Origin of the sequence: Methylomonas sp. Kb3, from assembly GCF_002834115.1 — a bacterium.
Classification (GTDB): Bacteria; Pseudomonadota; Gammaproteobacteria; order Methylococcales; family Methylomonadaceae; genus Methylomonas; species Methylomonas defluvii.
In genome coordinates, this window is record NZ_PIZT01000069.1 from 168,276 (window position 1) to 195,059 (window position 26,784).

Below are 26,784 nucleotides of genomic sequence, written 5' to 3' on the forward strand. Positions count from 1 at the left end.
CGCATCTCTTCACCGCGAAGACGATCCGTTGCTTTGGTCTAAAATAGCGTCCGCCGCTTCGGCCCCATGCCGGCTATCCGCGCTGGCCCATGGCCTTTGCGGTGGCGGAGATTTAAAACTCAGTGCGGCTCGCGGCATTCCGGAAGTGCGTTGCCATCGCGATTGCCGTTCGGCGTGCCTTGCACCTGAAAGTCCAGCACGTAGCGGTACTGTTTGCCGCAATGGATGATCACTTCCTTTTGCCCGCGTTTTAACAAGCGCATTTCCATCCGCAATTCGCCGAAGCCCTCGTGTTCCAGCAATTCGTCGAACAGCGTTTCCAGTTTTTTCCGGGCCTCTTTCTTGGCCCTGTAGCCCTTGGTCATCAGATTGTTCTCCGTCAAAAAGCCAGTTTTACCGTGACGCCGAGATTGCGCCCGGGACGCGAATAGCGGTCGGCCCAGTAGCGGGCGTCGGCGAAATTGCCCAGCGTGGTATGCGGATCGCCGGCGCGGGTGTTGATGTCTTCCCAGTCGATGTATTTCTTATCCAGCAGGTTGAATACCCCGACATTGAACGAGAGATGCTTGCCGGCGTTGTAGTAGGCATTGAAATCGATGACGCCGTAACCGCTGGGCAGAAATAGGGCGTCAGCCGGGGCGGTATTGGCTTGTTTGGCGCCGACCAAGGTCAGGTTTAATTCCGTGCCCCAGTCGCCGCTGGCTTGGTCGTAGCGCAGGCCGACGACGGCTTTCATAGGGCTGATTTGTCTTAGGGCGTCGTCGTCATTGCGTTGGGTTTTTAGATTCATGCCTTCAGTAAAGGCACCGCTGAACAGCAGGCTGGCGCCCTGTAAATAGGGATTTAGCCAGTCCAGATAAAACCGGCTTTTGATTTCGATACCCTGAATGCGGATCGGGTCAGGGCTATTGATGTTTTGATAGGTGGTAAAACCCAACGGCGGACAGGCCGAGGTCGCCGGGTTGCAAATCACCGCGTTATAGATGAAGTGGTCGTAATCGTTACGAAACAGGCTTATGTCGAAACTCCCGGCAGCGCCCTGGCCGCGCAAACCCACTTCCGCGCCGACGCTGGTCTCCGGCTGAATGTTGTAATTGGGCAGGTTGGTGTATCCGCCGGTGATATTGGTAAAACCGAGATTGCTCTCGCTGAAGTTGGGGCCGCGAAAGCCATGCGCATACTGGCCGTGCACCGTGAATATCTCGTTGAGGTGCAGTAAGGCGCCAAATCTGGGTAAAAAGGCGTTGGCGTCGATGATGATGGGCATAACCGGATCGGCGCCTTCGGCAACCGCTGCCGCGGAGGCTTTATCGAACAAATAATCAGGCTTGGGCAATAAGCGGAAATATTCCCAACGACCGCCGGGGATCAGCTCGATGCGTTTATCAAACAGGCCAATACTATCCTCAAGATAAGCGCCGGCCTTGGTGACGGTGGAGCGCGGAAAGTCGCGGACCGGAAACTCGTCCGGCGTCACGGTCTTGCTGATCCGGCCTTTGGGACAAATGTTATTGGGCCGTCCGGTGCGCGGGTTAACCGAGCCGCTGACGCAGGTGTAGCTGCCGTCGCGTTGTTGGGCTATGGCGTTTTTACTGATCTGGCCGCCGTATTTCAGTGCATGCGCCGTCTCGCCTAAAACAAAGTCCTTTCCCAGTTGTAGTTCGCCGCCGAAATCGTCGTTGGCAAAATCGAAAATCCGCTCGGTGAGCGTGTTGCCGTCCACGTTGGCGGTGCGATCTTGCAAAGTAACTTGCCCGGTAGTGGATTTTTGCGTGTAAAACTTCCACAACCCAGCGTCGAATAGCGGCGTATCCAGATGCTTCAGGGTGTGATCCAGCGTCAGCCGCCAGCGCGATTGGGTATCGGTGGTGAGCATGCTGTTGACGTTGCGCAGGCTGATGTCGGCACCGCGCAGGTACAAAGCGTCAATATCGGCTCGACTGTCCAGCCATTCGCCGGTCAGGCGCAACACGTTGTCGTCGTTAAAGCGATACAGCAGTTTGGTCAGCAGATTGTAGCTGCCGTTTTCTTGCGGGCTGGGCGTGGTGCGGCGGCCGTCGGCGAAATCCGCCGTGCCTTTATTGTCGGTTTCGTTGCTTTGATTGTGGGTGAATAGCGCCATGCTTTCCCAGCCGCCCCAGGCACCCGCCAAGGTTGCGGTTTGCACGAAGCCGTTGTCGGTGGTGTTGTAGTTCAGTTTCAGGCCGGTGTAGTAATCCTTGCCGAATACGTTCAAGTAATCGCGCGGGTCTTTGGTGACAAAGTTGACGGTGCCGCCCATGGCGTCGCCGCCGTAATACGCCGATCCCGAACCACGGACGATTTCCACGGCTTTTAAGGCGTCCATGTCCACCGCATTACGGTTGGCGCTGGCAAACGAGCCGATGCGGAAGGCTTCCGGCAGGCGCACGCCGTCGATCTGCATCAACACCCGGTTGCCGCCCAGGCCGCGTATGGTAAAGCCGCTGGCGCCGAAGCGCTGGGGGTCGTTGCCGACGTTCACACCGGGTTCGTAGCGGATCAAATCCTTGATATTGCGCACCATGCGTTGTTCGATGGTTGCTGCATCAATTGCCGACTCGGTACCGGGAACGGCTTTTGCCGGAGGATTGCCGTTTTTGGCTTTTACCGTAACGATTGCCAGTTCCACGTCCTCGGTTTCCTCGATATTACCTAGCGTGGCATCGTCGGCGGCGCTGGCGGTCATCGCGCTCATCAGTAACAGCAGGGCGTAAACGATCGGTCCGGCGAGCGGACGGAAACGGCTGATTTTCGATGTGATACAAACGGAGCGACGACCGGCTGAGCCACACAACAGGCAAGGACAGTAGTCCGCGCGGGGCGTGGCCGACCAAGGTCGAGCGCTTAAAGATAAAGGCATAGCGATTCCAACAGGCAGTGCAGTCTCAAATGCTGGCTGCCTGGCGCGAATGGCTAGGTGGCTGTTTTGTTTGGTTTTGTAATCGCGGTTGAAGCCGCTTTTACGGATAGGGTTCTTAAATTTAACGGGCTATTTACGGCCGGTTTCGGGGTGTCTGACGGCTAGGCCTCCCGCGCTTTGTTCGCCATTACAAATCGGCAATCCTTGCCTTGCCTAGGTCAGACACCCCGAAACCGGCCGATATTTTTCCCGAGTTTGGTTTTGGCTTGCCGCTGTCGGCGGGAACACCAAGACTTGCTTACATCACTTTTTTTCAGGCTCGGAAACGAAACCGATTTTACTGACCCCGGCCTTGGCCGCATCCGCCAGCGTTTCGGCGACGAAGTGGTACGGCACGTTTTGATCGGCGCGGATATGCAGTTCCGGCTGCTGCGGCGCTTGGGCGATGTCCGCCAGGCGCTGATTCAAGACGGTACGGTCGATTTGTTCCTGGTTCCAGAAAAATTTCCCCTCGCCATCTACCGACAGCGCCACCGGGTCGTCGCTGGGTTGTTGCGGTACGCTGCTGGCCTTGGGTAGGTCGATTTTCACCGCATGGGTCATCAGCGGGGCGGTGATCATGAAGATCACCAGCAGTACCAGCATTACGTCGATTAACGGAATCATGTTGATTTCGGCGACGGTGTGGCCACCGGCCTTGTTTTGATCGAAGCCGCCGAATGCCATTAGTGTTCTCCGTTGGCGTAGGCAAGTTCGACGCCGGCGATTGCGGCGGCTGGCGCGCTGGCGATGGTGGCGCCGGTGGTCAGGAACGCAAACAAATCGTGGGCGAAGCCGTCCAAGCGGGCTAACAACAAGCGATTGCTGCGCACGCAATCGTTATAGGCCAGTACCGTCGGAATTGCGACCGCCAAACCCAAACCGGTCATGATCAACGCTTCGCCGACCGGTCCGGCGATTTGATCCAAACCGCCCAATCCGCCTTGACCAATATTGACCAGGGCGTGGTAAACCCCCCAGACCGTGCCGAACAAGCCGATAAAGGGCGCGGTGCTGGCGATGGAAGCCAGCGCGGTCAAGCCCCACTCCAGTTGCGCGGTTTCCTCGTCGATGACCCTGCGCATCGAGCGGGTCAGAAACTCGGCAGTCGAGCCGGCCTGTTGCAGACCATGGCTACCGTGGCGGGCATGATGTTGCGAGGCGGCTAAGGCGTGGCGGGTCAGATTCGAGAAAGGGTCGGTTTGGGAGCCATCGGGTAGGTGTCCGGCTACCTCGCTCAGCGTATCGCTGGCCCAAAATTTTTGTAAAAACAGCTCGGCGCGACGGCGGACCTGGATGGCGTGCCAAGCTTTGACGACGATGAAATACCAGCTGGCTACCGACATAATCAGCAGTAAGCTAAACAGGAAGGCGCCGACACTGTCGGTTTGCGCCAGGAAATGGTCGAGACTTTGATTGAGTGCCATGATTTATCCTTCGAGAGAGAATGAAACGGGAACCACGACCCAGGCGGAAACCACCTGTTCGCCGCGGCGGGCGGGGACGAAACGCCATTTTTGGACGGTTTCCTGGGCGGCTTGGTCGAGGCGTTCGTAGCCGCTGGATTTACGTAGCGTGACTTGTTCGACCGCACCGTCGGTATTGACCAGTACCCGCAGCAATACCTTGCCTTGTTCGCCGAGTTGCCGCGATGCGCTGGGATAGGCCGGGGCCGGGTTGTTCAAATAATCGGCGTTCAGGTTGGGCAAGGTCATCGGCGCCGAGGCGGCCTCGCTGGTGCTGGTAGAACTGGGTGCCGGAGCAGGCGCCGCCGCAGCGGCCGTTGGTGTAGGTTCGGCGCGCGGTGGTTCCGGCGTCGGTTCGGGCGCCGCCATTGCCGCCGGCGCTTGGCTGGCGGTCGATACGAGATTCGGTTTTTTAACCGGCTTGGGCGGCGTTTTGGGTTTGCTGACGGCTTTTTCAACCGGTTGCTGGGCTTGCTGCACCGGCGGTTTGGCGGGTGCCTGCTGAGTTTGCGCGTCGCCGATCCACTGCACCATGATAGGTTGCGGCGGCGTGACGGGCTGCGGTTTCTCGCTGTTCGGCATCAGGCCGAACCAGGCCAAATGCAAGCCGAGCGCGATGAGCAAGCCCAGGCCACGTTCGTTATATTCGGCTTTTTGGATTGTGGCTATCGATTTATACGGCTCTTCGCTGGCTACGAGGCGCATGGGGGCCAGACAGGCAAGCTGGCGGAAACTGGCGGTCGGTAACATACAGGCCTCTCGATTAACTGAGCTGAAAACGATTGGCTGGCTACCCTGGGGTTGGCTGGCTGGTGTTGTCGGGTGTTGCGGTTTACTTGGTCAAAATTAGTTTGCCGTTACTGGTAATACGCAGGCGGTACTCGTCGCCTTGATGTTCGATGACAATTTCATTTTGGGTGCCGAACAATAAACGGCTATTCACCCGCTGCCTGGCTGGCGGTATTTCCGGCGGCGTGTCGGCGGTTGACGGGCTAAGTCGCACTGGGTTGGACGGATTTTTCATAGGACTAAAAATGATGACGAATAAATGCCAAACCCGCTCAATGCGCCGTTGCCGGCTGCTGGCGAGCCGCTTTTCGCTCTAATAACAGGTTGGTAACGGTTTGCCAGTGTTCCAGCAATTGCAGGTACATATCGCGGCTGGAGGCGCTATGTGCCAGTTCCGGGTGGCTTAGCAGGCGCCCCAATTGCTGCACGATGAGATGTGCCAGCTTGGGGTTGTGGTGGCCGTTGATGAATTGGGTCATTAACACGCAGGTCGCGGCATGAATTTGCGCCACATCGCGGCTTCTCGGCGCGCCGATAGAGTTGTCTTCAAACATGATGACCTCGGGTTGCATAAGTTATAAGTTAAATTGCCGCACACTGGATAACTTAGGAGGCTGTGCAGGTGCGGCAATGACAGCACGAGAGATGACTGTCGGATACAAATGATAATGATTATCATCTATATGTCAAGCAAAAGTATTTTGCTGTGGGTGGTTTGGGAATTTGTCGGGAAGCAATTGGCAGGGCCAACGGGGTGGGGAAGACGATAGAGGTGTTTTGTTTGTGGTAAATGATTTGAGAATATGACTGCAAATGGCAGCGGAAGTCGCCACCCTTGGTCAGGCTCATAGCGTGGCGTCGGCTTTTTTTAGCTCTAGGGCAGCGGTTTATAAGCCAGCAGTCCGGCCAGCGTTTCAAGGAGTTCGCTACGGGGATGATTTTTGATCCAGACCAGCGCGATTTGCCGGCTGGGCCGCTGGCGGATGGTGATATAACGAATGTCATGATCGTCCGGCTGCACGGCGACCGAAGGCATCAGCGTCACGCCCACGCCGTTTTTGACCATGAAACGCAAGGTTTCCAGGCTGGATGCCCGGAAGTCGTGCTCCACAAAGCGCGACGGATGGCATAGTTTTAGTGCCTGATCCCGCAAACAATGGCCCTCGTCCAGCAACAGCAGATTTTCTTTGGCCACCGTGTTCAGGTCAATTTCTGCCTGCTCGGCAAGGGGATGATCGGCGCACACTGCCAGGGTGAAAGGGTCTTCGAATAGGGTTCGACATTCCAAACTCGCCTGTTCGACAGGTAAGGCCAGCAAGGCAGCATCCAGCTTTTTGTCGAGCAGTAAGGCGACGAGCGCGTTGGTTTTTTCCTCGACCAGTTGCAGTTTCAGCTCGGGGTAATGCTGCTTGATGCGAAAGACGTATTCCGGTAACACGTAGCTTGCCAGTGAAGGAAAAGCCCCCAACGACAACATGTTGCGGTGCCGATCGCTGGCGTGGGCGGCGATTTGGCGAATGGAGCGGGCATCGTCAAGTATACGGCGGGCGAGCGGTAAAATTTCCCGGCAAGTGTCGGTGGTTTCCACCGCATTTTTTTCGCGCAGGAATAAATCCACGCCTAAATAATCCTCAAGTTTCTTGATCTGCGTGCTCAACGTCGGCTGGCTAATCGAACAATGCTCAGCCGCTTGGCTGAAGTTTTTCAATTCTGCTACGGCCACTAGGTAGCTTAAATCCCGCAAGTTCATCGACTGTTATCCGCTGTTGAGTTAAGTATTCCGAAAGCGCACCCGGACCGGAATCATACCAGCTCGGAAGCGCCTATTATTGACTTGGCCTATCGGTCCATCGAAGAAATCAATTTCAGTTTGCGGGCAATCTCCCGTTGAATATGTCCACCGAACCCGTTTTCTGAAGGGATAGGGTGCCGTTACAACTAAATGCCGCTACAGTTAATCCCGTGCGGTCTTTAAAACGAAAAAAACAACGGCTGGTTTTTATCTTAAATCACAACAAGGAACAGAGGTGCACCATGACAAGCAAACAAATTTTCCTGGCATCCACATTGGCGCTAGCCATATCAGCAGCGTTGACCGCCACACCGGTGCAGGCCGAGCCGGAACCGACCATGAACAGCTTCTGGTGGCCGGAGCACCTGAATCTGCAACCGTTGCGCCAGAACGCCGCCGAATCCAACCCCTTGGGCAAAGCCTTCAATTATGCCGAGCAATTCAAAACCCTGGACTTGAAAACCGTGAAAGCAGACATCGCCGGCGTGCTACATACCTCACAACCCTGGTGGCCGGCGGATTACGGCAACTACGGGCCGTTTTTCATTCGCATGGCCTGGCATAGTGCCGGCGTATATCGCATCTTCGACGGTCGCGGCGGTGCGTCCGGCGGTCAACAACGCTTTGAGCCGCTAAACAGCTGGCCGGACAACGTCAATCTGGACAAAGCCCGCCGTCTATTGTGGCCGGTCAAACAAAAGTATGGCGCCAAATTGTCCTGGGCCGACCTGATGGTGCTGGCGGGCAATGTGGCCTTGGAAGATATGGGCTTCAAGACTCTGGGTTTTGCCGGTGGTCGCGCCGATGATTGGGAAGCTGAAGTGGTCAATTGGGGCACGGAAAAGAAATTTTTGGCCGACGAGCGTCACGACGGCAAAGGTGAGCTGGCGAAACCCTTGGCGGCGGTGCAAATGGGTCTGATCTATGTCAACCCGGAAGGACCTGGCGGCAATCCGGACCCCTTGGCCGCGGCCAAACATATCCGCGAAGCATTCGGCCGGATGGCGATGAACGACGAGGAAACCGTGGCCCTGATCGCCGGCGGCCATACCTTCGGCAAGGCGCACGGTGCCCATAAACCTGACGAATGCGTGGGCAAAGAACCTGCCGCTGCCGGTATTGAAGAGCAAGGTTTGGGCTGGGCGAATAAATGCGGTGCCGGCAACGGCGTCGATACCGTCAGTAGCGGCCTGGAAGGCGCCTGGTCGACCAACCCTACGCGCTGGACCCACGATTATCTGACCTGGCTATACACCTTCGAGTGGCAACAAAGCAAAAGTCCGGCCGGTGCCACGCAATGGATACCTAAAGACGGCAAAGGCGATAACTTTGTACCGGACGCACACGACCAGAGCAAACGCCATCCGCCGATCATGTTTACTACCGATATTGCTTTGAAAATGGACCCGGATTACCAAAAAATTTCCAAACGCTTTTTGGATAATCCAAAAGAATTCGAGGCGGCCTTCGCCAAGGCCTGGTTCAAGCTGACCCACCGCGACATGGGGCCCAAAGCCCGCTATATCGGTGCGGAAGTACCGGCCGAAGACTTCGTCTGGCAGGACCCTATTCCCAAAGTTGATCACAAATTGATTGACGCCAAGGATGCCGGCAAATTGAAATCAGCCATCTTGGCTGCGGATCTGACGATTCCCGAGTTGGTGAAAACGGCCTGGGCCTCGGCAGTCACGTTCCGTGGCACCGACATGCGCGGCGGAGCCAATGGTGCGCGGATTCGGTTAGCACCGCAAAAAGACTGGGAGGTCAATGATCCCGCCGAACTGGGCAAAGTGCTGGCAAAACTGGAAGCCGTCCAAACCGAATTCAACCGCTCCTTGAAAGGCGGCAAAAAAGTGTCGCTGGCCGATGTGATCGTGCTGGGCGGTTCGGCAGCGGTGGAGGAGGCGGCCAAAAAAGCCGGTTATAAGGTGCAAGTGCCGTTCAAACCGGGGCGGATGGATGCGGCGCAAGAGCAAACCGACGTCAATTCTGTCGCGGTGCTGGAGCCCAAAGCTGACGGTTTCCGAAATTACTTTGGCAAAGATAATGCGCATTCGCCTGCGGAAATGCTAGTCGAACGCGCGAATTTTCTGACCTTGAGCGTGCCGGAAATGACGGTGTTGGTGGGCGGCATGCGGGCTTTGGATGCGAACGCCGGCCATGCCAAACACGGGGTGTTCACCAGTCGTCCGGGCACGCTCAGTAACGATTTCTTCGTTAATCTGCTCGATATGTCCACGAAATGGACCAAGTCAGCTACTGAAGGCATTTACGAAGGACGGGACCGGGCCAGCGATCAAGTTAAATGGACTGCCACACCAGTGGATTTGATCTTCGGTTCCCACTCCGAGCTACGGGCGGTAGCGGAAGTCTATGCCTCGGCAGACGGCAAGGAAAAGTTCGTGCAGGATTTTGCCAATGCCTGGGCCAAAGTGATGGATTTGGATCGATTCGATAAGCGCTGAGCTTGGCTTGCAAGGTATCCAATTTGGCCGAACTTGGGTCAAGTTGGCTGCCTTGCGCAAAAAATGCCTTTCATCGTCAACTTATTAACCCGGTCCTAGTTGTCACGGGTATGCTGTTTGGGCTGAGCCCTTCAAAGCCGTGGCTGCTGTGTTCTTCGATGGGGGGAACGGTTTTCTGCGTCGGGTTAATACCAGGCTGGTGGCAACCCGCAAACACCTCGGCTTGTGCCAAGTGGTGCCAGGGTCCCTCACAGAGAAAAGTCAAAAAAAGGGCAGTTCGAAGACTGCCCAAAGGGGGAGAACTCAAGGTGAATCAAATCCAGTCGGAATCGTCGCTGTCGTCCGGCACGCTGTAATCTGCGTCGCTAAGTGAAAAATCGTCACTATTATCCAAGTTGGCTTGCTGGATGGCATCGTCGCCGTAATAGTTGTTGACTACTGTCTGTTCCTGAAGGCCGCTGTGTTCGCCCATTGCTTGCTGGCCCCAGGCGCTGGAGCCGTGATGACCCATTAGACTTTCGATGCCTTGGAACAAAAACGAACCGGCGACGACGCCCGCTGCCGTGGTTGCGACATTACCTAAAAAACTACCGCCACCACCACCGAAGAAGCCGGGCGCTTGCGCGGGAGCGGCGCCGCGCGGCATTTGATAATTACCGGCACCGGGCACCGCTCCGCTATTGTTGGCAGGTTGAGCCCACGGATCGTTGCCCAGGAACCCGCCACGTTGTGGGTTTGCACCGGCTTGCAATTGATTTTGCAACTCGGCGATTTGTGCTTTAGCCGCAGTCAAAGCTTGATCCTGCAACAAGGCGCGTTGCACCAGCAGATAAGCGGCATCGGGTTGTTTGGCCACCGCATCTCTAATCAACGCTTCGGCTTCGGCATCTTTTTGGGTGAGCTTTACTTCGTTCAGTTGATTCAGAAACTGGCTGAGCTGGTTGCGTTCCTGTGAATTCATTCAATAACTCCTATCGTGAAGATATAACCCGGCTAAACGCCGGCATGGGCAAAGACTGCAAAATCGCTGCAAAGTTTCTTTAACAGTTGGGTGTGGTTTAGGAAGTTTCAATAGTCCGGGTGAAATAGTTGATGGCGTAAATTGCTTCTTTCTAGCAGCAAAGGGCAACGTATTCAATCACTGCCGGTCCTGTTCCAACGGCGCGATAGACTATGCTTCGGCGCCTGGTGCTGCAATTGCTGCTTTATCTTTGGCATTGCAAATTTCGGAATATGGGTTCTCGCACTTTCCGGGAAAGGGTCGGGGGTAGGGCATCATAAAACCAAAATTGTAAGGGCGGTTACTAGGGCTCGGTTAAAGCAGCCAGCCAAAAACAGCATTGCCTGTTAGTCCGGTTAGCGTACAATCCAGAGTGCTTCGCTAGTCGTTTCAAACCCACTTCAGTCGTTAGTTAGTAGCCGGCCGCTAAATCATACGTGATCAGTAACCCGAACAAACAAGCAGCAATTCAAGCGGCACAGCTTCGGCAACTGTTTGCAGCAAGCAATGTGTCATTGATCAGCAGTACGCTACTGGCGGCTATTTTGGCTTATATGCAGCGCGACATGATTGCGGCTCATGTGGTGCTCAGTTGGTTGACGCTGATTGTGTTGGTGGCGGTTTCCCGCACTTTGCTGGTCAAGGCTTATCGGTCCGCCGCGCCGGAAGTGGGCGAAAGCACTCGGTTCTGGATGAAAAGGTTTCGGATTGGGGTGCTGGCCGTGGGCTTGGTGTGGGGAGCGGCCGGTTTTCTGATGTTTCCGGCCAACAGTTCGCAGCACCAACTCTTTTTGGTTTTCATGCTGGCAGGCTTGTCTGCCGGCGGCGTGGTGGCTTTTTCCGCCGATCTGCTTAGTGCGGTGCTATTTTCTTTGAGCTCGCTACTGCCCATCATTGTCCGCTTGTTCATGTCCGGTAATGGATTGTTTGTGGCGATGAGCGTGGCAGGGTTTTTATACCTGTGCTTCATGGTGATCAGCTTGCGGCGTATCAATCGAAGCATCACCGAGAATATTGTGTTGCATCTCGACGCCGCGGAAAGAGAAGAGGCCATGCGTATCAGCGAGCAGCGCTATCGCTTGTTGCTGAAACATTCGCCCATCGGAATTTTTCATTACGACACCGACCTGATCGTCACTTACTGCAACGAACCGTTTGCCGCTATTTTGCAGAATACCGTCGATAACGTCGTCGGATTGGATATTAAGGGTTTTAACGACGGTTCACTACTTGCCGCTTTGCATCAGGCGTTGAACGGTGAAAAGGTGAGTTATGAAGGCAATTTCAGGCCGGCGCCGGATGCCGCCGGCATAGTGATAGACATGAGCTGCGCGCCGTCCCGCGACGGCGCCGGCAAGATTGTTGGCGGTATTGCGATTATTCGGGACATCAGCGAGCGTAAACAGGCGGAAGAAATGCTGCGTATCAGCGCCATCGCCTTCGAATCGCAGGCGGCGATGATCGTCACCTCCCCGGACGCGATAATCCTGCGGGTGAATCGAGCCTTTACCGCGCTGACCGGCTACGAAGCGCAAGAAGTAATGGGGCAAACGCCGCAGATGCTCAACTCCGGTCGGCACGACAAGGGATTTTTTACCGCCATGTGGACTTCATTACAGGAAACCGGCCACTGGCAAGGTGAAATCTGGAATCGGCATAAAAATGGCCTGATTGTTGCGCAATGGCTGACCATTGCCGCCGTAGTCGCGCCCGATGGCCGCATTACCCATTACGTCGGTACATTTTCGGATATTACCGAGAATAAGGACGCGGTGGCGGAAATCCACCGATTGGCCTATTACGATCCTTTAACCCATTTGCCTAACCGGCGTTTGCTGCAAGACCGCTTGGGCCAGGAGTTGGTTGCCGGCGCCCGCAACGGCTTGTATGGCGCCATCCTGTTCTTGGACCTGGATAACTTCAAGACGCTTAACGACACGCGCGGCCATGAGGCCGGTGACCAATTATTGATAGAGGTGGCGCGGCGTTTACGTACTAGCGTGCGCGAATGCGACATCGTCGGCCGTCTGGGTGGGGATGAGTTTTTGGTGTTGCTCTCAGATTTGAGCGCCGATGTCGAGCTTGCCGCCATGCAAACCAAGCAAGTCGGCGAAAAATTGCTGGATGCGTTGGCTCATCCTTATGACATAAACGGCTATGAGTTCCATTGTTCGGCCAGTATCGGCATTCGCTTGTACCGTGATCACGAGCTTGCGGAGGAGCTACTCCGGCACGCCGATCTTGCTATGTATCAAGCCAAAATGGCCGGGCGTAATACTGTGCGTTTCTTCGACCCGAGCATGCAGGCATTGGCCACGGCTCGCGCCGATTTGGAAAAAGATTTGCGCCTTGCGCTGTCTCAAAATCAGTTCAAGCTGTATTTTCAAGCGCAGATCTACCGAAACCACCAAGTAGTGGGCGCCGAGGCGCTGTTGCGTTGGCAGCATCCGCAACGCGGCTTGGTGTCGCCGTTGGAGTTTATTGCCTTGGCGGAAAAAACCAGTTTGATTTTGCCGATTGGCCAATGCGTGTTGGAAGCCGCCTGCACGCAACTGAAGCAGTGGGAGCAGCATGCGCGTTCGCGGCAATTTCGGCTAGCCGTTAATGTCAGTGCGCGCCAGTTTAGAGCGGCGGATTTTGTCGAGCAGGTGCGGCGGACGCTGGATAGCCATGGCGTTAACCCGGACTTGCTGGAACTGGAACTGACCGAAAGTCTGGTCCTTGAGAATATCAACGACACCATCTCTAAAATGCACGCGCTCCGAGAGATGGGCGTGCGCTTTTCGTTGGACGACTTTGGGACCGGATACTCGTCGTTTTCCTATCTGACGCAGTTGCCGTTCGACCAGTTAAAAATTGACCGCTCCTTTGTGCATAACATCGGTGTCAAGACCAGCGATGCGGTGATCGTGCAAACCATCATCGGCATGGCCCATAACTTGGGGATAGAGGTGATTGCCGAAGGGGTCGAAACCGATGCGCAACGTTTGTTTCTGGAACAGCACGGCTGCCACGCCTGTCAGGGATTTTTGTTCAGCAAGCCGGTGCCGATAGACGAGTTTATGGCCTGGAGCCGGCGTTTGCCCAAGTGTTAACCCAGCCTGTCAATGTAGCCGCTCCGGCTATCAGGTATGCACCTGGCCTTCAGCGGAATTGTTGGTATATTCCTGTTTACTGCCGTTTTTACTAAATTGGGTTTGCCGGGGCTCCGAATGAAATCGTCCGATACACATCCGCACAATTCCCGGCTGGCAGTCCGCGAGGCTTTGAAGGCAGCAAGCAATGACTATCACAACCGGTTAAATCAGCATAGTTTGCTGGTCGGAATCACCCAACCAGACTATTCGCTGGCTAAATACCGAAAGCTGCTGTCCGCTTACTACCATCTCTATCAGGCTTTGGAACAGCGGTTAATTGCCTTTCAGTCCTCTCAAGACTGTCAATTCGACTATTCTCAACGCCTTAAGTTGCCTTGGATTTGCCGCGATCTGGCGTTTTTGGGGATAGACCCGCTTAGGGAATACAACATGGCGCAAAACCTGCCGGCACCGCAGGTAGCCAGCATGGGTGAATATACCGGGGTTTTATACGTGATAGAGGGATCGATGTTGGGTGGACAGCTTATTTCGCGTAGCCTTGAGGCCTACCACGGTTTAAATGGCGAAGCCGGCGCTTGCTTTTTCCGCGGTTATGGTCAGAACACCGGGCCTATGTGGCAAGATTTTCTGCGGTTTGCGGAAAACCTAGCCGGTGACGATGACCAGCGTTCGGCTGCCGAGCACGCGGCCTGCCAAACTTTTCAATTTTTTATTCAAGTACTGGATGATTATGCCTATTCGTAAGTTACACGTTCTCCGCCCGGTCTAATGGATGATATTGATCAACAGGCGTTGCAACAAGCCCTGGAAAAGTGCGCGGCAGAGCCCATTCAACAAATCGGGCAGATTCAGCCGCATGGCGCCTTGTTGGTTTTAAGCGCTGATCGTCCTTACACGGTATTGCAGGCGAGCGCCAATATTAGCGAATTTTTCAGCGAATTGACCGGCGATGTTTACGGTAAACCGCTTCAGGAGTTGGTCGGCGAAAAAATTGCCGGGCAAATCGAGCAAATGTTTCAATCGGCGCAGAGTAAAAACACTGCCGCCGGGAAACTCAGCATTCCCCAGCGCCAGGGCCCTTTTGATCTACAGGCCCATGCTTATTTGAGTGACGGGCTATTTGTGCTGGAACTCGTGCCTGATCACGACGCCGACCAGGAAGGGCGATTGTCCGAATTGCTAATGGAAATGCAGGAATCATTGCTGCGATACGACGCGAATAGCGATTTCTCGCGCTATTTCGATGATGTCGCGCTGTTGGTGCGGCGGATGAGCGGCTACGATAGCGTGATGATCTATCGGTTTGACTCTAATTGGAACGGTCAAGTGATCAGCCAAAATAGCGTGGATCATGCGCCATCCTACCTTGGGTTGCACTTTCCGGCCAGTGACATTCCGCCACAAGCGCGGCGCCTTTACACGAGTAATCTGGTACGCTTGGTTGCCGATATTGATGCCGAGCCGGTGCCCATTTTACCTGGCCTCAATCCCGTAACCGAAAGGCCCTTGGATATGAGTTACTCGGCGTTGCGTTGCCTGTCGCCGATACATATCCAGTATTTGCGCAATATCGGTGTGCAGGGCTCAATGGTGATTTCTTTGCTGCAAAACGGCCGATTGTGGGGATTGATAGCTTGTCATCACTTCACGGCAAAACGTGTGTCGATTGCTCAACGCGAAGCGGTGACGTTTATAAGCCGGATGGTGTCGTCGAAATTATCCTCGATTGAGGCCTTGGAGCAGTACAACTGCGTTGCCAGCGCTAACCATGTGATCGGTGAGTTGCTGAATTATATTTTTACCGATCACGAGCAACGGGTCTTGCAAAGGTTACTACCGCCATTGATGGCGTTGCTGGATGCAACCGGGATATTAGCTGTGGTGGAAGGTAAGCGGCATGTTTACGGCGAGGTGTTGAAACCTGCAGATCTAGGGGCATTATTGCTCTGGCTGGGCAAACAAGCCAGCGGCCAGATATTTAGTTCTGATCATCTTGCCAATGATTTTTTACCGGCAGAAAAATACCAGGAAATAGCCTCAGGGATATTGACCACACCGCTGCCCGGCGATATGCGCAATGTCATAGTTTGGTTCAGACAGGAAAAGCCGCGCACCGTAAGCTGGGCGGGCAAGGCCGAGAAAGGCTTGGTGATGGACAAAAGCGGAAACTACCAACTGACACCGCGTAAGTCATTTGAAATGTGGACGGAATTATGGCGGGGTCGCAGCGAACCTTGGTCGCCTGTACAAATTGATATTGCCCGGATGTTGGCGATGACCTTACCCGAGGGCTTGGCACAAAAAAGCCGGTTGGAGCACGCGCTGAGACAGCAACAGTTATTGGACGCGGAGCTGCGGATTGCCGCTACCGCTTTCGAGTCGCAGGAAGGCATCGTGGTTTTGGACGAGAATCGCTTGATACTGCGGGTAAACCAGGCGTTTACCCGTATTACCGGTTACCTCAGCGAGGAAGTAGTAGGCAAGAATCCGCGGGTATTGGAATTGGATTTGCAGGGTCTGGTCTATTACGAGGAGATGTGGGAAAGGGTCAATAACTCAGGGGTCTGGGAAGGTGAGATTTCTAGTAAACGCAAGGACGGTGCGGTGTTTCCCATGCATTTGGCCGTCAGTACGGTGAAAGACCCGACGGGTTGCATCAAAAATTATGTGGCCACGTTTGTAGATATTACCTCGATTAAAGCCGCTGCCGAGGAAATTGAGCGCTTGGCGTTTTATGACCCGTTGACCGGTTTGCCGAATCGCCGATTACTGCAAGATCGTTTGAAACGAGCGCTGATTGCCAGTGCGCGTAGCGGGCGGGAGGGGGCCATCCTGTTTATCGATTTGGACAATTTCAAGACCTTAAACGACACCCTCGGTCACGACATGGGTGATTTATTGTTGCAATTGGTGGCACAACGTTTGGTGGCTTGCGTGCGCGAAGGCGACACGGTTTCGCGCCTGGGCGGGGACGAATTTGTGGTGATGTTGACCGATCTGAGCGATGAAATGCTGGATGCCGGCGCGCAGACCGAAGTGATAGCGAATAAAATCCTTACTGCCTTGACGCAAACCTACCGGCTTGCCGACCACGAATATCGCAATTCGCCCAGTATCGGCGCGGTGTTATTCAACGACCATGATTCGGACATAGAAAGCTTGCTGAAACAAGCCGATATTGCCATGTACCAGGCCAAAAAAGCCGGGCGGAATACCATACGTTTCTTCGACCCTGCGATGCAGGCCAGTATCAATGCTCGGGTCAAATTGGAGGCGGATTTACACGGTGCTTTAGCGGATAAGCAATTCCAACTGTATTATCAGCCGCAAGTCTCGCAGGGTTTGGATATTATCGGTGCTGAAGTCTTAATCCGTTTTCAACATCCCGAACGCGGCTTGATTTCACCGGCTGAGTTTATACCTTTGGCCGAGGATATTGGTTTGATTGTGCCGATAGGGCGTTGGGTACTGGAAACCGTTTGCCGACAACTGAAGATTTGGGAAAGCAGCACACATACTCAACATTTGCAACTGGCTGCAAATGTCAGTGCGCGGCAGTTTAGGCAAACTGATTTCGTCGACGTGGTGCGGCAAATCATTCGAGAGAGCGATATCAATCCCAATCGCTTGAAGTTGGAGTTAACTGAAAGTCTGGTGCTCGACGATATTGATGAGACCATCCGCAAAATGCATGCGTTAAGGGAAATTGGCGTGCGTTTTTCAATGGATGATTTCGGCACCGGGAATTCCTCGTTATCTAATCTTAGAAAACTGCCTATCGATCAATTGAAGATTGATCAAAGCTTTGTAAGAGATATTTCTGTCGATCCGGACGATACCGTGATCGTCCAAACGATTATTGCCATGGCCAATAATTTGGGGTTGGACGTGATAGCCGAAGGGGTGGAAACCGAAGAGCAACGTAGTTTTCTGGAAAACCATGGCTGCCATACATTTCAAGGCTATCTCTACAGCAAACCTTTGCCGTTAGATGGTTTTGAACGCTTGTTACCCTCAGGGGGTTGAACAAGTTTAGCCCGCCGGCGGATGTGATTAGAGCTTCCTTAATGCAGGCTTCATTGATTTTGGTTTTGCGGCGAGTCCAACCATCATTCCTAAAGTCTGACCTGGCATAAGCCGGTCAAAAAATTCCCACAGCAAATACTTACCTGTAGAATCGCGGTTTTTTTGCCAAGCGATCCGGGGAGCAAAAGTCGAATGGGTAGAGCGTATCAAAACCGTAAAGTTTCCATGGCCAAGACGGCTGACGCCAAGGCCAAGGTTTACAGCAAATATGGTCGGGAAATCTATATGGCCGCCAAATCCGGTGGTATCGATCCATCCGGCAACTTGACTTTGCGGGGGTTGATCGATAGAGCCAAAAAAGACCAAGTGCCTACGCATGTCATCGAAAAAGCTCGATAAAGCCAAGGGCGGCGGCGGGGAAGATTTTGCGCCTGCCCGCTATGAAGGCTTTGGACCTGGTGGCTGCATGGTGATCGTCGATTGCTTGACCGACAATCCGAATCGCACGTTTGGCGATGTGCGGCTGTGTTTTACCAAAACCAAGTGCAAGATCGGTACGCAAGGTGCTGTCAGCCATATGTTCGATCATTCGGCAATTCTGGCGTTTAAACACAACGACGAAGATGCCGTGTTGGAAGCCCTACTCAGTGCGGATGTGGATGTGTCCGACATCGAAAACGAGGACGGCAAGTTGACCGTGTTTACCCCTCATGCCGACTACGCGAAAGCCAAGCAGGCCTTAACGGATTTGTTGGGCGAGATCGATTTTGAAGTGGATGAAATTCAGTTTATACCAAGAAGCGTGTCCCCTATCAGCGGCGACGATGTGGTGATGTTCGAAAAGTTTTTGGATATGTTGAACGACCTGGATGACGTGCAAAACGTTTTCCATGATGCCGAGTATTAAAGGCAAAACCGTTCAGTAATTTGAGATATTGCATTCAGGAACCTCAGCGTTCCTGATCCACTAAAGTGCATTGCCATTGCTTGTTTTACCGTGATAACGCGGCTATTGTTTCTTTTTGTAAAACAAACAGTATGTATTCGAGGGTATTGTTGATAAATTATATCTATCTTATAGTGTAAGCGTGTTTATTACGGAGTAACAAAAATGAATGACTTACAAAAAGATATTTTGAACGGTTTGGCTTTTATCACCGGCGTGATCGGTTTTATGTCAGGTGAATTTATTCTTTCATCGGCACTATTTGCTTCAACGACTGTTGCGAGCAACATCAACGCAAATCGGAAAAAGCGCCAGGATTAAGCTGGCTTATTATAGGGCGGTTTTATTGGCCTATATCGTTTTAGCAGGGAAATAAGGCATCGGCTTAGGCCGGGTTTTTCCGGAGTCTGCTGTCATCTTCTCGATCTTATCCTATGATCGACAGATTTAAAAATCTATCCGCTCCGGCGCCACCCGCAACACTTCCTCAATGGTGGTAATGCCGGCGGCAACTTTTTCCGCGCCACTTAGCCGCAACGGGCGCATACCTTCTCTGATCGCTTGGCGTTGCAGCAACAGTGTGTCGCAGCCTTCCACGATCAATTTTTGCAGGGTCGGCTGGTTTTCGAAAATTTCGTAGATGCCGATACGGCCGGCAAAGCCGGTATTGCGGCAGGTCTTGCAACCAACAGCTTTATAAATGTGTTTAGGGGTAGCGACTTTAAACGGCGCCACCAATGCCTGCCACTGTGCTTGGTCTACGGTTGTCGCGGTTTTGCATTGCCCACATAGCACCCTTATCAAGCGTTGCGCCATTACCCCCAAAATGGTTTGCTGAATCAGATAGCCTGGCAAGCCAAGATTTAACAAACGTGTCACCGCAGCCGGCGCACTATTGGTATGGAGGGTGGAAATCACTAAATGTCCGGTCAGCGAAGCTTGCACGGCCATTTCCGCCGTCTCCAAATCGCGAATCTCCCCGACCATAATAATGTCTGGATCTTGCCGAAGTAGGGTGCGAATCCCACTGGCGAAATCCAAGCCGATATTGGCCTGAGTCTGCATTTGATTGAAAGCCGGCTCTATTTGCTCGATGGGGTCTTCCACGGTGCATAGATTGATTTCCGAGGTGGCCAAGCGCTTCAGCGTGGAATATAAGGTAGTGGTTTTGCCGGAGCCAGTCGGGCCTGTTACCAGAATAATGCCGTGGGTCTGGCTGGTCATCCGGTTCCAAATCCCCAGCTCCTGTTTATTAAAACCGAGCTGCTCGTAATCGCGCAGCAGCACTTCCGGGTCGAAAATTCGCATCACCAGCTTCTCGCCAAACGCAGTCGGCATGGTGGAAAGTCTTAGTTCTATCTCTTTGCCGTTGCTATTTTGGGTCTTGATCCGGCCGTCTTGCGGCAGGCGTTTCTCGGCGATATTCATCCGGCCTAGAATCTTCAAGCGGCTTAAGACCGCATTCATAATCGGCATCGGTAGTTGATAAACCTTGTGCAGAATGCCGTCGATCCTGAATCGCACATTGCCTTGCTGACGGCGCGGCTCGATGTGAATATCGCTGGCGCGCTGGTCGAAGGCATATTGCAGCAACCAGTTGACCAAATTCACCACATGCTGATTGTTCACGTCCAAATCGGCGCTTTTACTCAGCTCGACCAACTGTTCGAAGTTCTGGCCTTCCGCAGTGCGGCCATCATTGTGGGTTTGCGCGCCTTTTAGCGATTTGGAAAAGTTATAAAACTCGTCCAGATAGCGTTTGATCTCGTCCGGATTGGCAAACACGCAGCGAATCTTGCCGTGGTGCATCTTCGCCAGGTCGAGTTGCCAGGCACGGATGAAGGGTTCGGCGGTGGCTACCACGATTTCATCGGCGTCGATCTTGATCGGCAAAATATTATAATTGCCGGCGTAAGCCTTGCTGAACAAGGCAGTGACCTTAGGTACGTCGATTTTCAGTGGGTCGAAATAGTAGTAAGGCATAGCCAGCTTTTTCGCCAGCCATTGGGTCAAGTCTTCTTGCGTCAACGGCGTGCCGAGCTGGCTTTGGTCGGCGAGTTCGCACTCGGCTAAGACCTTTAACGGATGCTTGTTGAGATTGATTTTGGCGGCTGCGTATTGCCGGCATTTTTCGACATCCTTGGCGGATAACATGCCGTCTTCTTCCAGCCACTTTACGATCTGGTTGATGTCCAGCTTTCTGTCTTCGGATTTGTGTTCTTCCCGCATACGCCTGGTTTGCTATGATATAAAGGTTTAGTCTAGCCAAATATGCAGGACGCTGTGTAGATTTAAAGCTTGGCGGTGGAATTTTCAGGCAGAGCATGGAACACTGCAAAAAGGCAATGTGAGACGACGACAAGAGCTATAATAGCGAATCGATTCTTTAATATGGAGTGGTTTAAGTCTTAACCCTACAATTAAAGCTTCCAGAAACAAACTACTTTCAGGATTTTTAAGCGATGTTTACCCAATTGCATCCAGGCAAGAACCGGGCACTTTTGATAGAAGTGTGTTTATTGACCAGTGCACTGCTGCTGCCCGGATGCGCGAGTACGGAAAAGCGTGACGAGCTTTCCGTTAATGAAGCGGGCCATGCTGATCCGTACGAGGGATTTAACCGGTCCATGTACGGTTTTAATATGACACTGGACAAATATTTTTTTAAGCCGGTTTCCGATGGTTATAAATTTATTACACCTGATTTCATGGAAACTGGCGTCAATAATTTCTTCACTAACTTGAAGGGTATTAACGTGGTGCTCAACGATGTCCTTCAGGGTAAATTCCAACAGAGCGCTTCGGACGCAGGACGCTTTTTAACCAATACCACCATTGGCGTGGGTGGATTAATAGACGTCGCCAGCGAGGTCGGTTTAAAAAACAATGTTGAAGATTTTGGGCAAACTTTGGCTGTGTGGGGAGTCGGGCAAGGTGCGTATTTGGTGCTGCCGGTTTTTGGGCCCACCACTATTCGCGATGGCGGCGCGGGCATCCTCGATAGAGCCGCCAACCCAGGTACCTACGTGCCGGGTACCGGTATTCTCGAGGGGATTAATGATCGGGCAAATGCCGAAGGGGCGTTGAACTTTATCAATGAGGCTGCTTTAGACCCTTATGTGTTTACTCGGGAATCCTTCCTGCAATATCGGCGCAATTTGGTCAATGACGGTAAAAGCGACAGCGCGAACTATGATCTGGATATTGATCCCACCGTTGACGCTGCGTCTGAACCCAAGCCCAGCAGCTCGGAAGTACTCAAGCCATCGCTAGACACCACCAACAAGACTGAACAGAGTGGTTCACCCTCCACTCAGCCTGCCGTCGGCGCTACTCCCGATACCAAGGCCTTCGACAACATGCTGCAATCGTTTGAAGAAGCTTCAAACAAGCTCGATAAACTGAGTAAGCACAGACGTAGAAGGTGAGTAAAGACCTGGATAAAGCCCGTTATGCGGCTTTATCCAGGCAAGCTCTTTTGACTGTTTGGTAACGTATTGGAGAAGGCCTTTTTTCCACGATGTACTAAGCAACGCCTCGGGGCAATCCAGAGGTTTGGTGTTTGAGCGAATTTGATCTAATCGGATGGTGCGGAATGAGCGGATACAGATTGCTTAGCGGTTTGCCGCTTTTTCCTGACAGCATAAAAGTAGGTCATGCCGGAAATGGTGCCGCATACCGTGGCTAATTTATCCAGAATAGGCGCGACGGTTACTATCAAAGGTTCATCGACCAGCCCCAACCAGACGCCAAAAGCGCTTAGGCCGGTCGGCGTGGCTATTGTCGCCGCGACAGCCGATAGCCCGGCAATGATGCCTGTCGCCATGGCGATATGTTCTACCCTAGTGGCAATAACTTCGTGGTTCATGTGGATTACGGGCGTAGATGGTGGACTAATCGCAACCGGGTTTCCCGGCGGCTCAGCAGAAAAATCGCCTGCATTTTAGTCAGTTTCGAGCTGCTTGTCAGCGGGAGTGGGCAGCGAATGCTGGCAAAGATTGTCGGCAATCGTTGGCGTTATCGGGCTGAGGTTTCTTTGCTGCGCTGAGTGCCGGCAATATCCGAAATTGGTGTTTGACATTCCTCTGAACCTGGAGTAATACGGTGTCCTATTGGAGTGAAACTGCATGTTCATTCCGAAACCTGCCGCCAGCCTGCGGTGTATTCAGGGAGTTTAGAACGCTATGTCTTCCCTAACTGTTTCCAGTGTTAATCAATCCGGCTTTCAACAGTTGAGCGCGCTGACGGCCAAAAGAAATGCCGACCAAGCCGAGCAAATGGCGCAAGCCTTGAGAAAACAGGCGGATGCCGTTCAAGCCCAAGCCGACCAATATGCAGCCAAAGCCCAGGCGCTCGATTCCCAAGCCAGTAAGGCCAAGGTGGACTCTGACGCCGCGCACTTAAGACTGAATCTGTCCAACGCTTTTCAAGATGCAGGCGCGCAGTTAACTAAGACTATTCAGAACGCCGAGGTAAGACCGTCTACCTATTCGCAAACCGTGGCGGGTATAACGACAACTTCTGCGGCTGATGACAACAAAGCGGTGGGGAGTTCAATAGACATCGTTGCTTAGCCTGATTACCGTTCAGTTAGATAAGCAAGAGGCCGTCAAAAAACAGTAAGCGAGGTGACATCATGTTGTCGTCAATCAATACTAACAACCTAGACAAATCCCAAAGTCTGATCCAAACCAGCATCCAGCGCCTTAGCTCCGCGAAGCGGATCAATTCGGCCGCCGACAACCCTGCCGGGTTGGCAATTGCCGATGCCATAAGCAGTCGCTTGGGAGGGCAAAACCAAGCAATCGGCAATATCGGCAAGGGTCTGTCGCTTACGGATACAGCCAGTAGCGCATTAACTCAGGTAACCGACAACCTACAACGCATTCGTGAACTGACGGTGCAAGCCGGAAACGGCTCCCTGTCGGCCGCTGATCGGCAAAGCCTTCAGGACGAGATCAATGGCTTGGGTAAAAGCATTGATGGTATCGCCGGTAACGCCCAGTTCAACGATCAAAAACTGTTGGACGGCAGTTTTTCCGGTCAATTGCAAATCGGCCCCAATCCCGGAGATACCCTTGGCTTAAGCCTCAGTAATGTATCCAGCACCGCCCTGGGTGTGTCGGGATTGGATGTATCGAGCGCTGCAAATGCGTCCAATGCGCTGGATAGCATAGACAGTGCGATTAAAAATGTCGGGAATCAGCAGAGTAACTTGGCAAGTACTGCTGCAGGCTTGAATTCAAATCTGGCGAATCTGAGCAGCAGCTATCAGAATCTGGCCGAAACCCGCAGCCGTATTCAAGACACTGACTATGCGCAAACGGCTGTTGACTTGAACAAGGGAAAGTTGCAAAACCAGGTGGCTAGCTACGCGCTCAAGCTATATCAAGACAATCAAAAAGCCGCATCGGCGTTGTTAACCGGAATCTGAACGCCGTGTGACCTGCATCTACACGTCAGGTTTTGATTGTCCGCAATCGCCTATCGCTTTTCCGCTGTTTTATCGGCGCGCTGCCGCTGCTTAGGCGGAAGGATGGGTAGCCTAGTGGGCGTGATTGCTTAGTGGCGACTCAGTAAGCGCTTACGCAGTTTCAGCGGTTTTACCAGGACAGGAAAAAGCGCGAAGCGCCGCACCAACCATTTTCTGAATTCTTCCAGCAGCAGCATGCCGAGCGCAAACGGCAAGGTAAACAGCCAAACTTTGATGTCTATCGGCGCGGTGCCGAACAGCGCGTTGCCCCAGGGCGTGTAGACAATCGTCAGAATCAACGCAATTTCTAGAGCGATGCCGGACAGGATCAGCTTATTGTCCAAGAACGATGTGGCTAACAGGCCGCGTTGCCGCTGTTTGCAAATAAACACATTGGCGATCTGCATCATGATGATAGCGGTCAGGCAGGCGGTAGTGGCTTGCAGGTAGAGCGGGTGATGGTTGGACAATATCTCGCCATAATCCCAGCCGCCGCGATGCAACACAAAAAAGAATGCAGCCATTGCCGCGAGGGCTTCCAGCAGACCCAGGAAGCCGTAAGCCCTGGCCAGCAAGCGCCAGTCGATCAGCGTTTCCTTGTAAGAGCGCGGCGGTTTGTTCATGGCGGATGCATCCGGCTTTTCCACGCCCAAGCCCAAAGCCGGCAGCATGTCGGTGCCCAAGTCAACCGCCAAAATCTGGATGATGGTCAATGGCAGCGGAATTTTGCACAACACAAAGGCCAGATAAGGGATCAGTTCCGGGATGTTGGAGCTGAGGATATAAGTGAGGAATTTGCGGATGTTGTCGAACACCGCGCGGCCTTCCTCAATGGCGGCCACGATGCTGGCAAAGTTGTCGTCCAGCAAAATCATATCGGCCGCTTCCTTAGCGACATCGGTACCGGCCTTGCCCATCGCAATGCCGATGTCGGCTTTCTTCAAGGCCGGTGCGTCGTTGACGCCGTCACCTGTCACCGCGACCACATGTTTCTTGCGCTGCAAGGCATCCACGATCAGCATTTTCTGGTCGGCGCCGACCCTGGCGAAAATAATCTCCGGCGCATCCAAGGCCACCTGCAACTGGCTGGACGTGAGTTTTTTCAGTTTATCGCCGGTAATCACCTTGGGATTTTCGGTTTTGACCAAATCGATTTGCCGGGCAATCGCCACGGCGGTATGCGGATGGTCGCCGGTAATCATGATGACTTTAATGCCGGCGATATGGCATTGAGCGATGGCATCCGCGACTTCCGGCCGCGGCGGATCTTCCAGACCGACCAGGCCGCTGAAAATCAAGGCTTGTTCCGGCTCGGCTTCGACAGGGTCCGATAGGGGCCGATAGGCAAACGCCAGCACGCGCAATCCTTGGTCTGCCAGGATTTTTAGAGCGTTTACCAGCTGTTGACGACCAGCGTCACCGAGAGGTTCTACGTTACCGTGCATCACAATGTGCCGGCACAGCGGCAGCACCATTTCCAGTGCACCTTTGCAAAACAACATTTTGCCTTGTGGTGTATTGTGAATAGTCGACAGGCGTTTGCGGTCGGTATCGAAGGGCACTTCGCCGATTTTCGGGTAATCGATGCGCATGCCTTGTTCATGTGCCATGGACACCAGTGCCACTTCCATCGGGTCGCCCAGCAAACCTTTGCCTTCCACGTGTTTCAGGCTATGGCACAAAGCCGCGTTGGCTAAAAAGGCGGTGTGATGTTGCAGGCTATCGCTGCCCAATTGCTCGGGTTGCCAATATTGATTGTCCAGAAACAGCTGCTTAACCGCCATGCGGTTTTGAGTCAGCGTACCGGTTTTGTCGGTACAGATTACCGTGGTCGAGCCCAGGGTTTCCACCGAGGGTAGGTTGCGGATCAAGGCATTACGCTTGGCCATGCGCTGGGTAGCCATCGCCAGCGACAGCGTCACGGTGGGCAGCAGACCTTCCGGGACATTGGCGACGATGATACCGATCGCAAACATAAAGTTTTCCCAAAACGTCAGGCCGATGAATTGCCCGATAAAGAAAAACACCACACCCAACAGCAGGGCCAGCAAAGCCACAAAACGGCTGAGGCGGCTTATTTGCAATTGCAGCGGCGATTGGCCTTTGACGGTGGTTTTCAGGGTATGGGCAATCTTGCCGAATTCGGTATGCATGCCGGTGGCAAACACCAGTGCCTTGCCTTCGCCGGCCACCACCGAGGTACCGGCCAATAGAATGTTGCGGCTTTGGCTGATGTCCTCGACATCCGACGCTTGCGCGTCGCGGCCCTTGGGGAGTGACTCGCCGGTGATGGTGGCGTTGTTTACCCGCAAATTAAATGCTTCCAGCAGCCGGCAATCAGCCGGCACGTTATCGCCTTCCTGAAATACCAGCAGGTCGCCCGGCACCAATTCGTCGGCAAATACCAAACTCAGCTCGCCGTCTCGGATCACTTTAACTTGATGCGGCAGCAGCTTTTGTAAGGCGGCGATTGCTTGCTCGGCTTGATGCCGTTGCCAGAATGAGAAACAGCCGTTGATCGCTATGACACCCAGCACCGCATAGCCCAAAGTGGCCATGCCCTCGCCGGGTTGCCGGGATTCCGCGAAAAAGGCCAATCCGGCTGCCAGCCATAAAATTAAGGCAAAAAAGTGCAGAAACTCTTGGGCAAACAGTAGCAAGGCCGAGGTTTTTTTCGATTCCTCGATACGGTTGAAGCCAAATTCATGTAAACGGCCTTCAATGGCGGCATCGGCGAGGCCGTTCATGCTGGAGCCTAAACTGTCCAGAGCTTCTTCGGGGCTTAGATGGTGAATTTTCATGCTCGTAA

General features: G+C 53.5%; 22 protein-coding genes. 10 read left to right on the forward strand and 12 right to left on the reverse strand.

From position 1 onward, the window contains the following. Positions 1–119: 119 nt before the first annotated feature. The 8 genes from CWO84_RS21940 to CWO84_RS21975 all read right to left on the reverse strand — a co-directional run bounded on the left by CWO84_RS21940 (position 120) and on the right by CWO84_RS21975 (position 6,925). Positions 120–365 carry a hypothetical protein gene (locus tag CWO84_RS21940; RefSeq protein WP_101055249.1) on the reverse strand — a complete coding sequence of 82 codons (246 nt, stop codon included), beginning with the start codon at positions 363–365 and terminating at the stop codon, positions 120–122. A 14-nt stretch (positions 366–379) separates the two neighbouring features. Further along, a complete protein-coding gene (locus tag CWO84_RS21945) occupies positions 380–2,716 on the reverse strand; it encodes a TonB-dependent hemoglobin/transferrin/lactoferrin family receptor (protein ID WP_101055251.1) in 2,337 nt (778 codons plus the stop codon). A gap of 468 nt (positions 2,717–3,184) precedes the next feature. Continuing rightward, positions 3,185–3,607 carry a biopolymer transporter ExbD gene (locus tag CWO84_RS21950; RefSeq protein ID WP_101055253.1) on the reverse strand — a complete coding sequence of 141 codons (423 nt, stop codon included), beginning with the start codon at positions 3,605–3,607 and terminating at the stop codon, positions 3,185–3,187. Next, positions 3,607–4,347 carry a MotA/TolQ/ExbB proton channel family protein gene (locus tag CWO84_RS21955; RefSeq protein ID WP_101055255.1) on the reverse strand — a complete coding sequence of 247 codons (741 nt, stop codon included), beginning with the start codon at positions 4,345–4,347 and terminating at the stop codon, positions 3,607–3,609. The genes CWO84_RS21950 and CWO84_RS21955 overlap by 1 nt, the downstream gene beginning before the upstream one ends. 3 nt (positions 4,348–4,350) lie before the next feature. Further along, positions 4,351–5,136: an energy transducer TonB gene (locus tag CWO84_RS21960; protein WP_101055257.1), complete on the reverse strand. Its 786-nt coding sequence runs from the start codon at positions 5,134–5,136 to the stop codon at positions 4,351–4,353. Between the two features lie 82 nt (positions 5,137–5,218). Continuing rightward, positions 5,219–5,410, reverse strand: coding sequence for a hemin uptake protein HemP (locus CWO84_RS21965; protein WP_101055259.1), 192 nt, complete (start codon positions 5,408–5,410; stop codon positions 5,219–5,221). 37 nt (positions 5,411–5,447) lie between these two features. After that, entirely contained in the window at positions 5,448–5,729 is a 282-nt protein-coding gene (locus CWO84_RS21970; protein WP_240618122.1) for a hypothetical protein, read from the reverse strand. Between the two features lie 320 nt (positions 5,730–6,049). Further along, positions 6,050–6,925 (reverse strand): LysR substrate-binding domain-containing protein, encoded by an 876-nt coding sequence (locus CWO84_RS21975; protein ID WP_101055262.1) that lies wholly within the window; start codon positions 6,923–6,925, stop codon positions 6,050–6,052. A gap of 284 nt (positions 6,926–7,209) precedes the next feature. Between CWO84_RS21975 and katG the strand changes: the two genes are divergently transcribed. Next, on the forward strand, positions 7,210–9,432 hold the full coding sequence (gene katG, locus CWO84_RS21980; protein WP_101055264.1) for a catalase/peroxidase HPI: 2,223 nt from the start codon (positions 7,210–7,212) through the stop codon (positions 9,430–9,432). 313 nt (positions 9,433–9,745) lie between these two features. Here katG and CWO84_RS21985 read toward each other — a convergent pair whose 3' ends face one another. Next, positions 9,746–10,393, reverse strand: coding sequence for a DUF2076 domain-containing protein (locus CWO84_RS21985; RefSeq protein WP_033155319.1), 648 nt, complete (start codon positions 10,391–10,393; stop codon positions 9,746–9,748). 476 nt (positions 10,394–10,869) lie between these two features. Here CWO84_RS21985 and CWO84_RS21990 point away from each other — a divergent pair, with 476 nt between their 5' ends. The 6 genes from CWO84_RS21990 (at position 10,870) to CWO84_RS24565 (ending at position 18,823) form a co-directional block, all read left to right on the forward strand. Continuing rightward, positions 10,870–13,527 (forward strand): bifunctional diguanylate cyclase/phosphodiesterase, encoded by a 2,658-nt coding sequence (locus CWO84_RS21990; RefSeq protein ID WP_101055266.1) that lies wholly within the window; start codon positions 10,870–10,872, stop codon positions 13,525–13,527. Between the two features lie 117 nt (positions 13,528–13,644). After that, positions 13,645–14,274, forward strand: a complete 630-nt coding sequence (locus CWO84_RS21995) for a biliverdin-producing heme oxygenase (protein ID WP_165786408.1) — start codon at positions 13,645–13,647, stop codon at positions 14,272–14,274. 24 nt (positions 14,275–14,298) lie between these two features. Next, on the forward strand, positions 14,299–17,556 hold the full coding sequence (locus CWO84_RS22000; protein ID WP_101055270.1) for an EAL domain-containing protein: 3,258 nt from the start codon (positions 14,299–14,301) through the stop codon (positions 17,554–17,556). 225 nt (positions 17,557–17,781) lie between these two features. After that, entirely contained in the window at positions 17,782–17,955 is a 174-nt protein-coding gene (locus CWO84_RS25270; protein ID WP_346426975.1) for a hypothetical protein, read from the forward strand. Next, a complete protein-coding gene (locus CWO84_RS22005; protein WP_346426976.1) occupies positions 17,933–18,463 on the forward strand; it encodes a YebC/PmpR family DNA-binding transcriptional regulator in 531 nt (176 codons plus the stop codon). The genes CWO84_RS25270 and CWO84_RS22005 overlap by 23 nt, the downstream gene beginning before the upstream one ends. 204 nt (positions 18,464–18,667) lie before the next feature. Further along, positions 18,668–18,823, forward strand: coding sequence for a hypothetical protein (locus CWO84_RS24565; protein WP_165786410.1), 156 nt, complete (start codon positions 18,668–18,670; stop codon positions 18,821–18,823). 126 nt (positions 18,824–18,949) lie between these two features. Here CWO84_RS24565 and CWO84_RS22010 read toward each other — a convergent pair whose 3' ends face one another. Continuing rightward, on the reverse strand, positions 18,950–20,731 hold the full coding sequence (locus CWO84_RS22010; protein ID WP_101055272.1) for a GspE/PulE family protein: 1,782 nt from the start codon (positions 20,729–20,731) through the stop codon (positions 18,950–18,952). A 233-nt stretch (positions 20,732–20,964) separates the two neighbouring features. Between CWO84_RS22010 and CWO84_RS22015 the strand changes: the two genes are divergently transcribed. Continuing rightward, positions 20,965–21,930 (forward strand): VacJ family lipoprotein, encoded by a 966-nt coding sequence (locus CWO84_RS22015; RefSeq protein WP_101055274.1) that lies wholly within the window; start codon positions 20,965–20,967, stop codon positions 21,928–21,930. A 149-nt stretch (positions 21,931–22,079) separates the two neighbouring features. On the opposite strand, the gene CWO84_RS22020 is transcribed toward CWO84_RS22015, so the two are convergent. Then, on the reverse strand, positions 22,080–22,370 hold the full coding sequence (locus tag CWO84_RS22020) for a hypothetical protein (protein ID WP_101055276.1): 291 nt from the start codon (positions 22,368–22,370) through the stop codon (positions 22,080–22,082). A gap of 316 nt (positions 22,371–22,686) precedes the next feature. On the opposite strand from CWO84_RS22020, the gene CWO84_RS22025 reads away from it, so the two are divergent. Next, complete coding sequence (locus CWO84_RS22025; protein WP_033155315.1) at positions 22,687–23,076, forward strand: hypothetical protein; 390 nt, start codon at positions 22,687–22,689, stop codon at positions 23,074–23,076. A 62-nt stretch (positions 23,077–23,138) separates the two neighbouring features. Further along, positions 23,139–23,936: a flagellin gene (locus CWO84_RS22030; protein ID WP_033155314.1), complete on the forward strand. Its 798-nt coding sequence runs from the start codon at positions 23,139–23,141 to the stop codon at positions 23,934–23,936. Between the two features lie 128 nt (positions 23,937–24,064). On the opposite strand, the gene CWO84_RS22035 is transcribed toward CWO84_RS22030, so the two are convergent. Then, complete coding sequence (locus CWO84_RS22035) at positions 24,065–26,776, reverse strand: cation-transporting P-type ATPase (RefSeq protein ID WP_033155313.1); 2,712 nt, start codon at positions 26,774–26,776, stop codon at positions 24,065–24,067. Positions 26,777–26,784 lie beyond the last annotated feature (8 nt).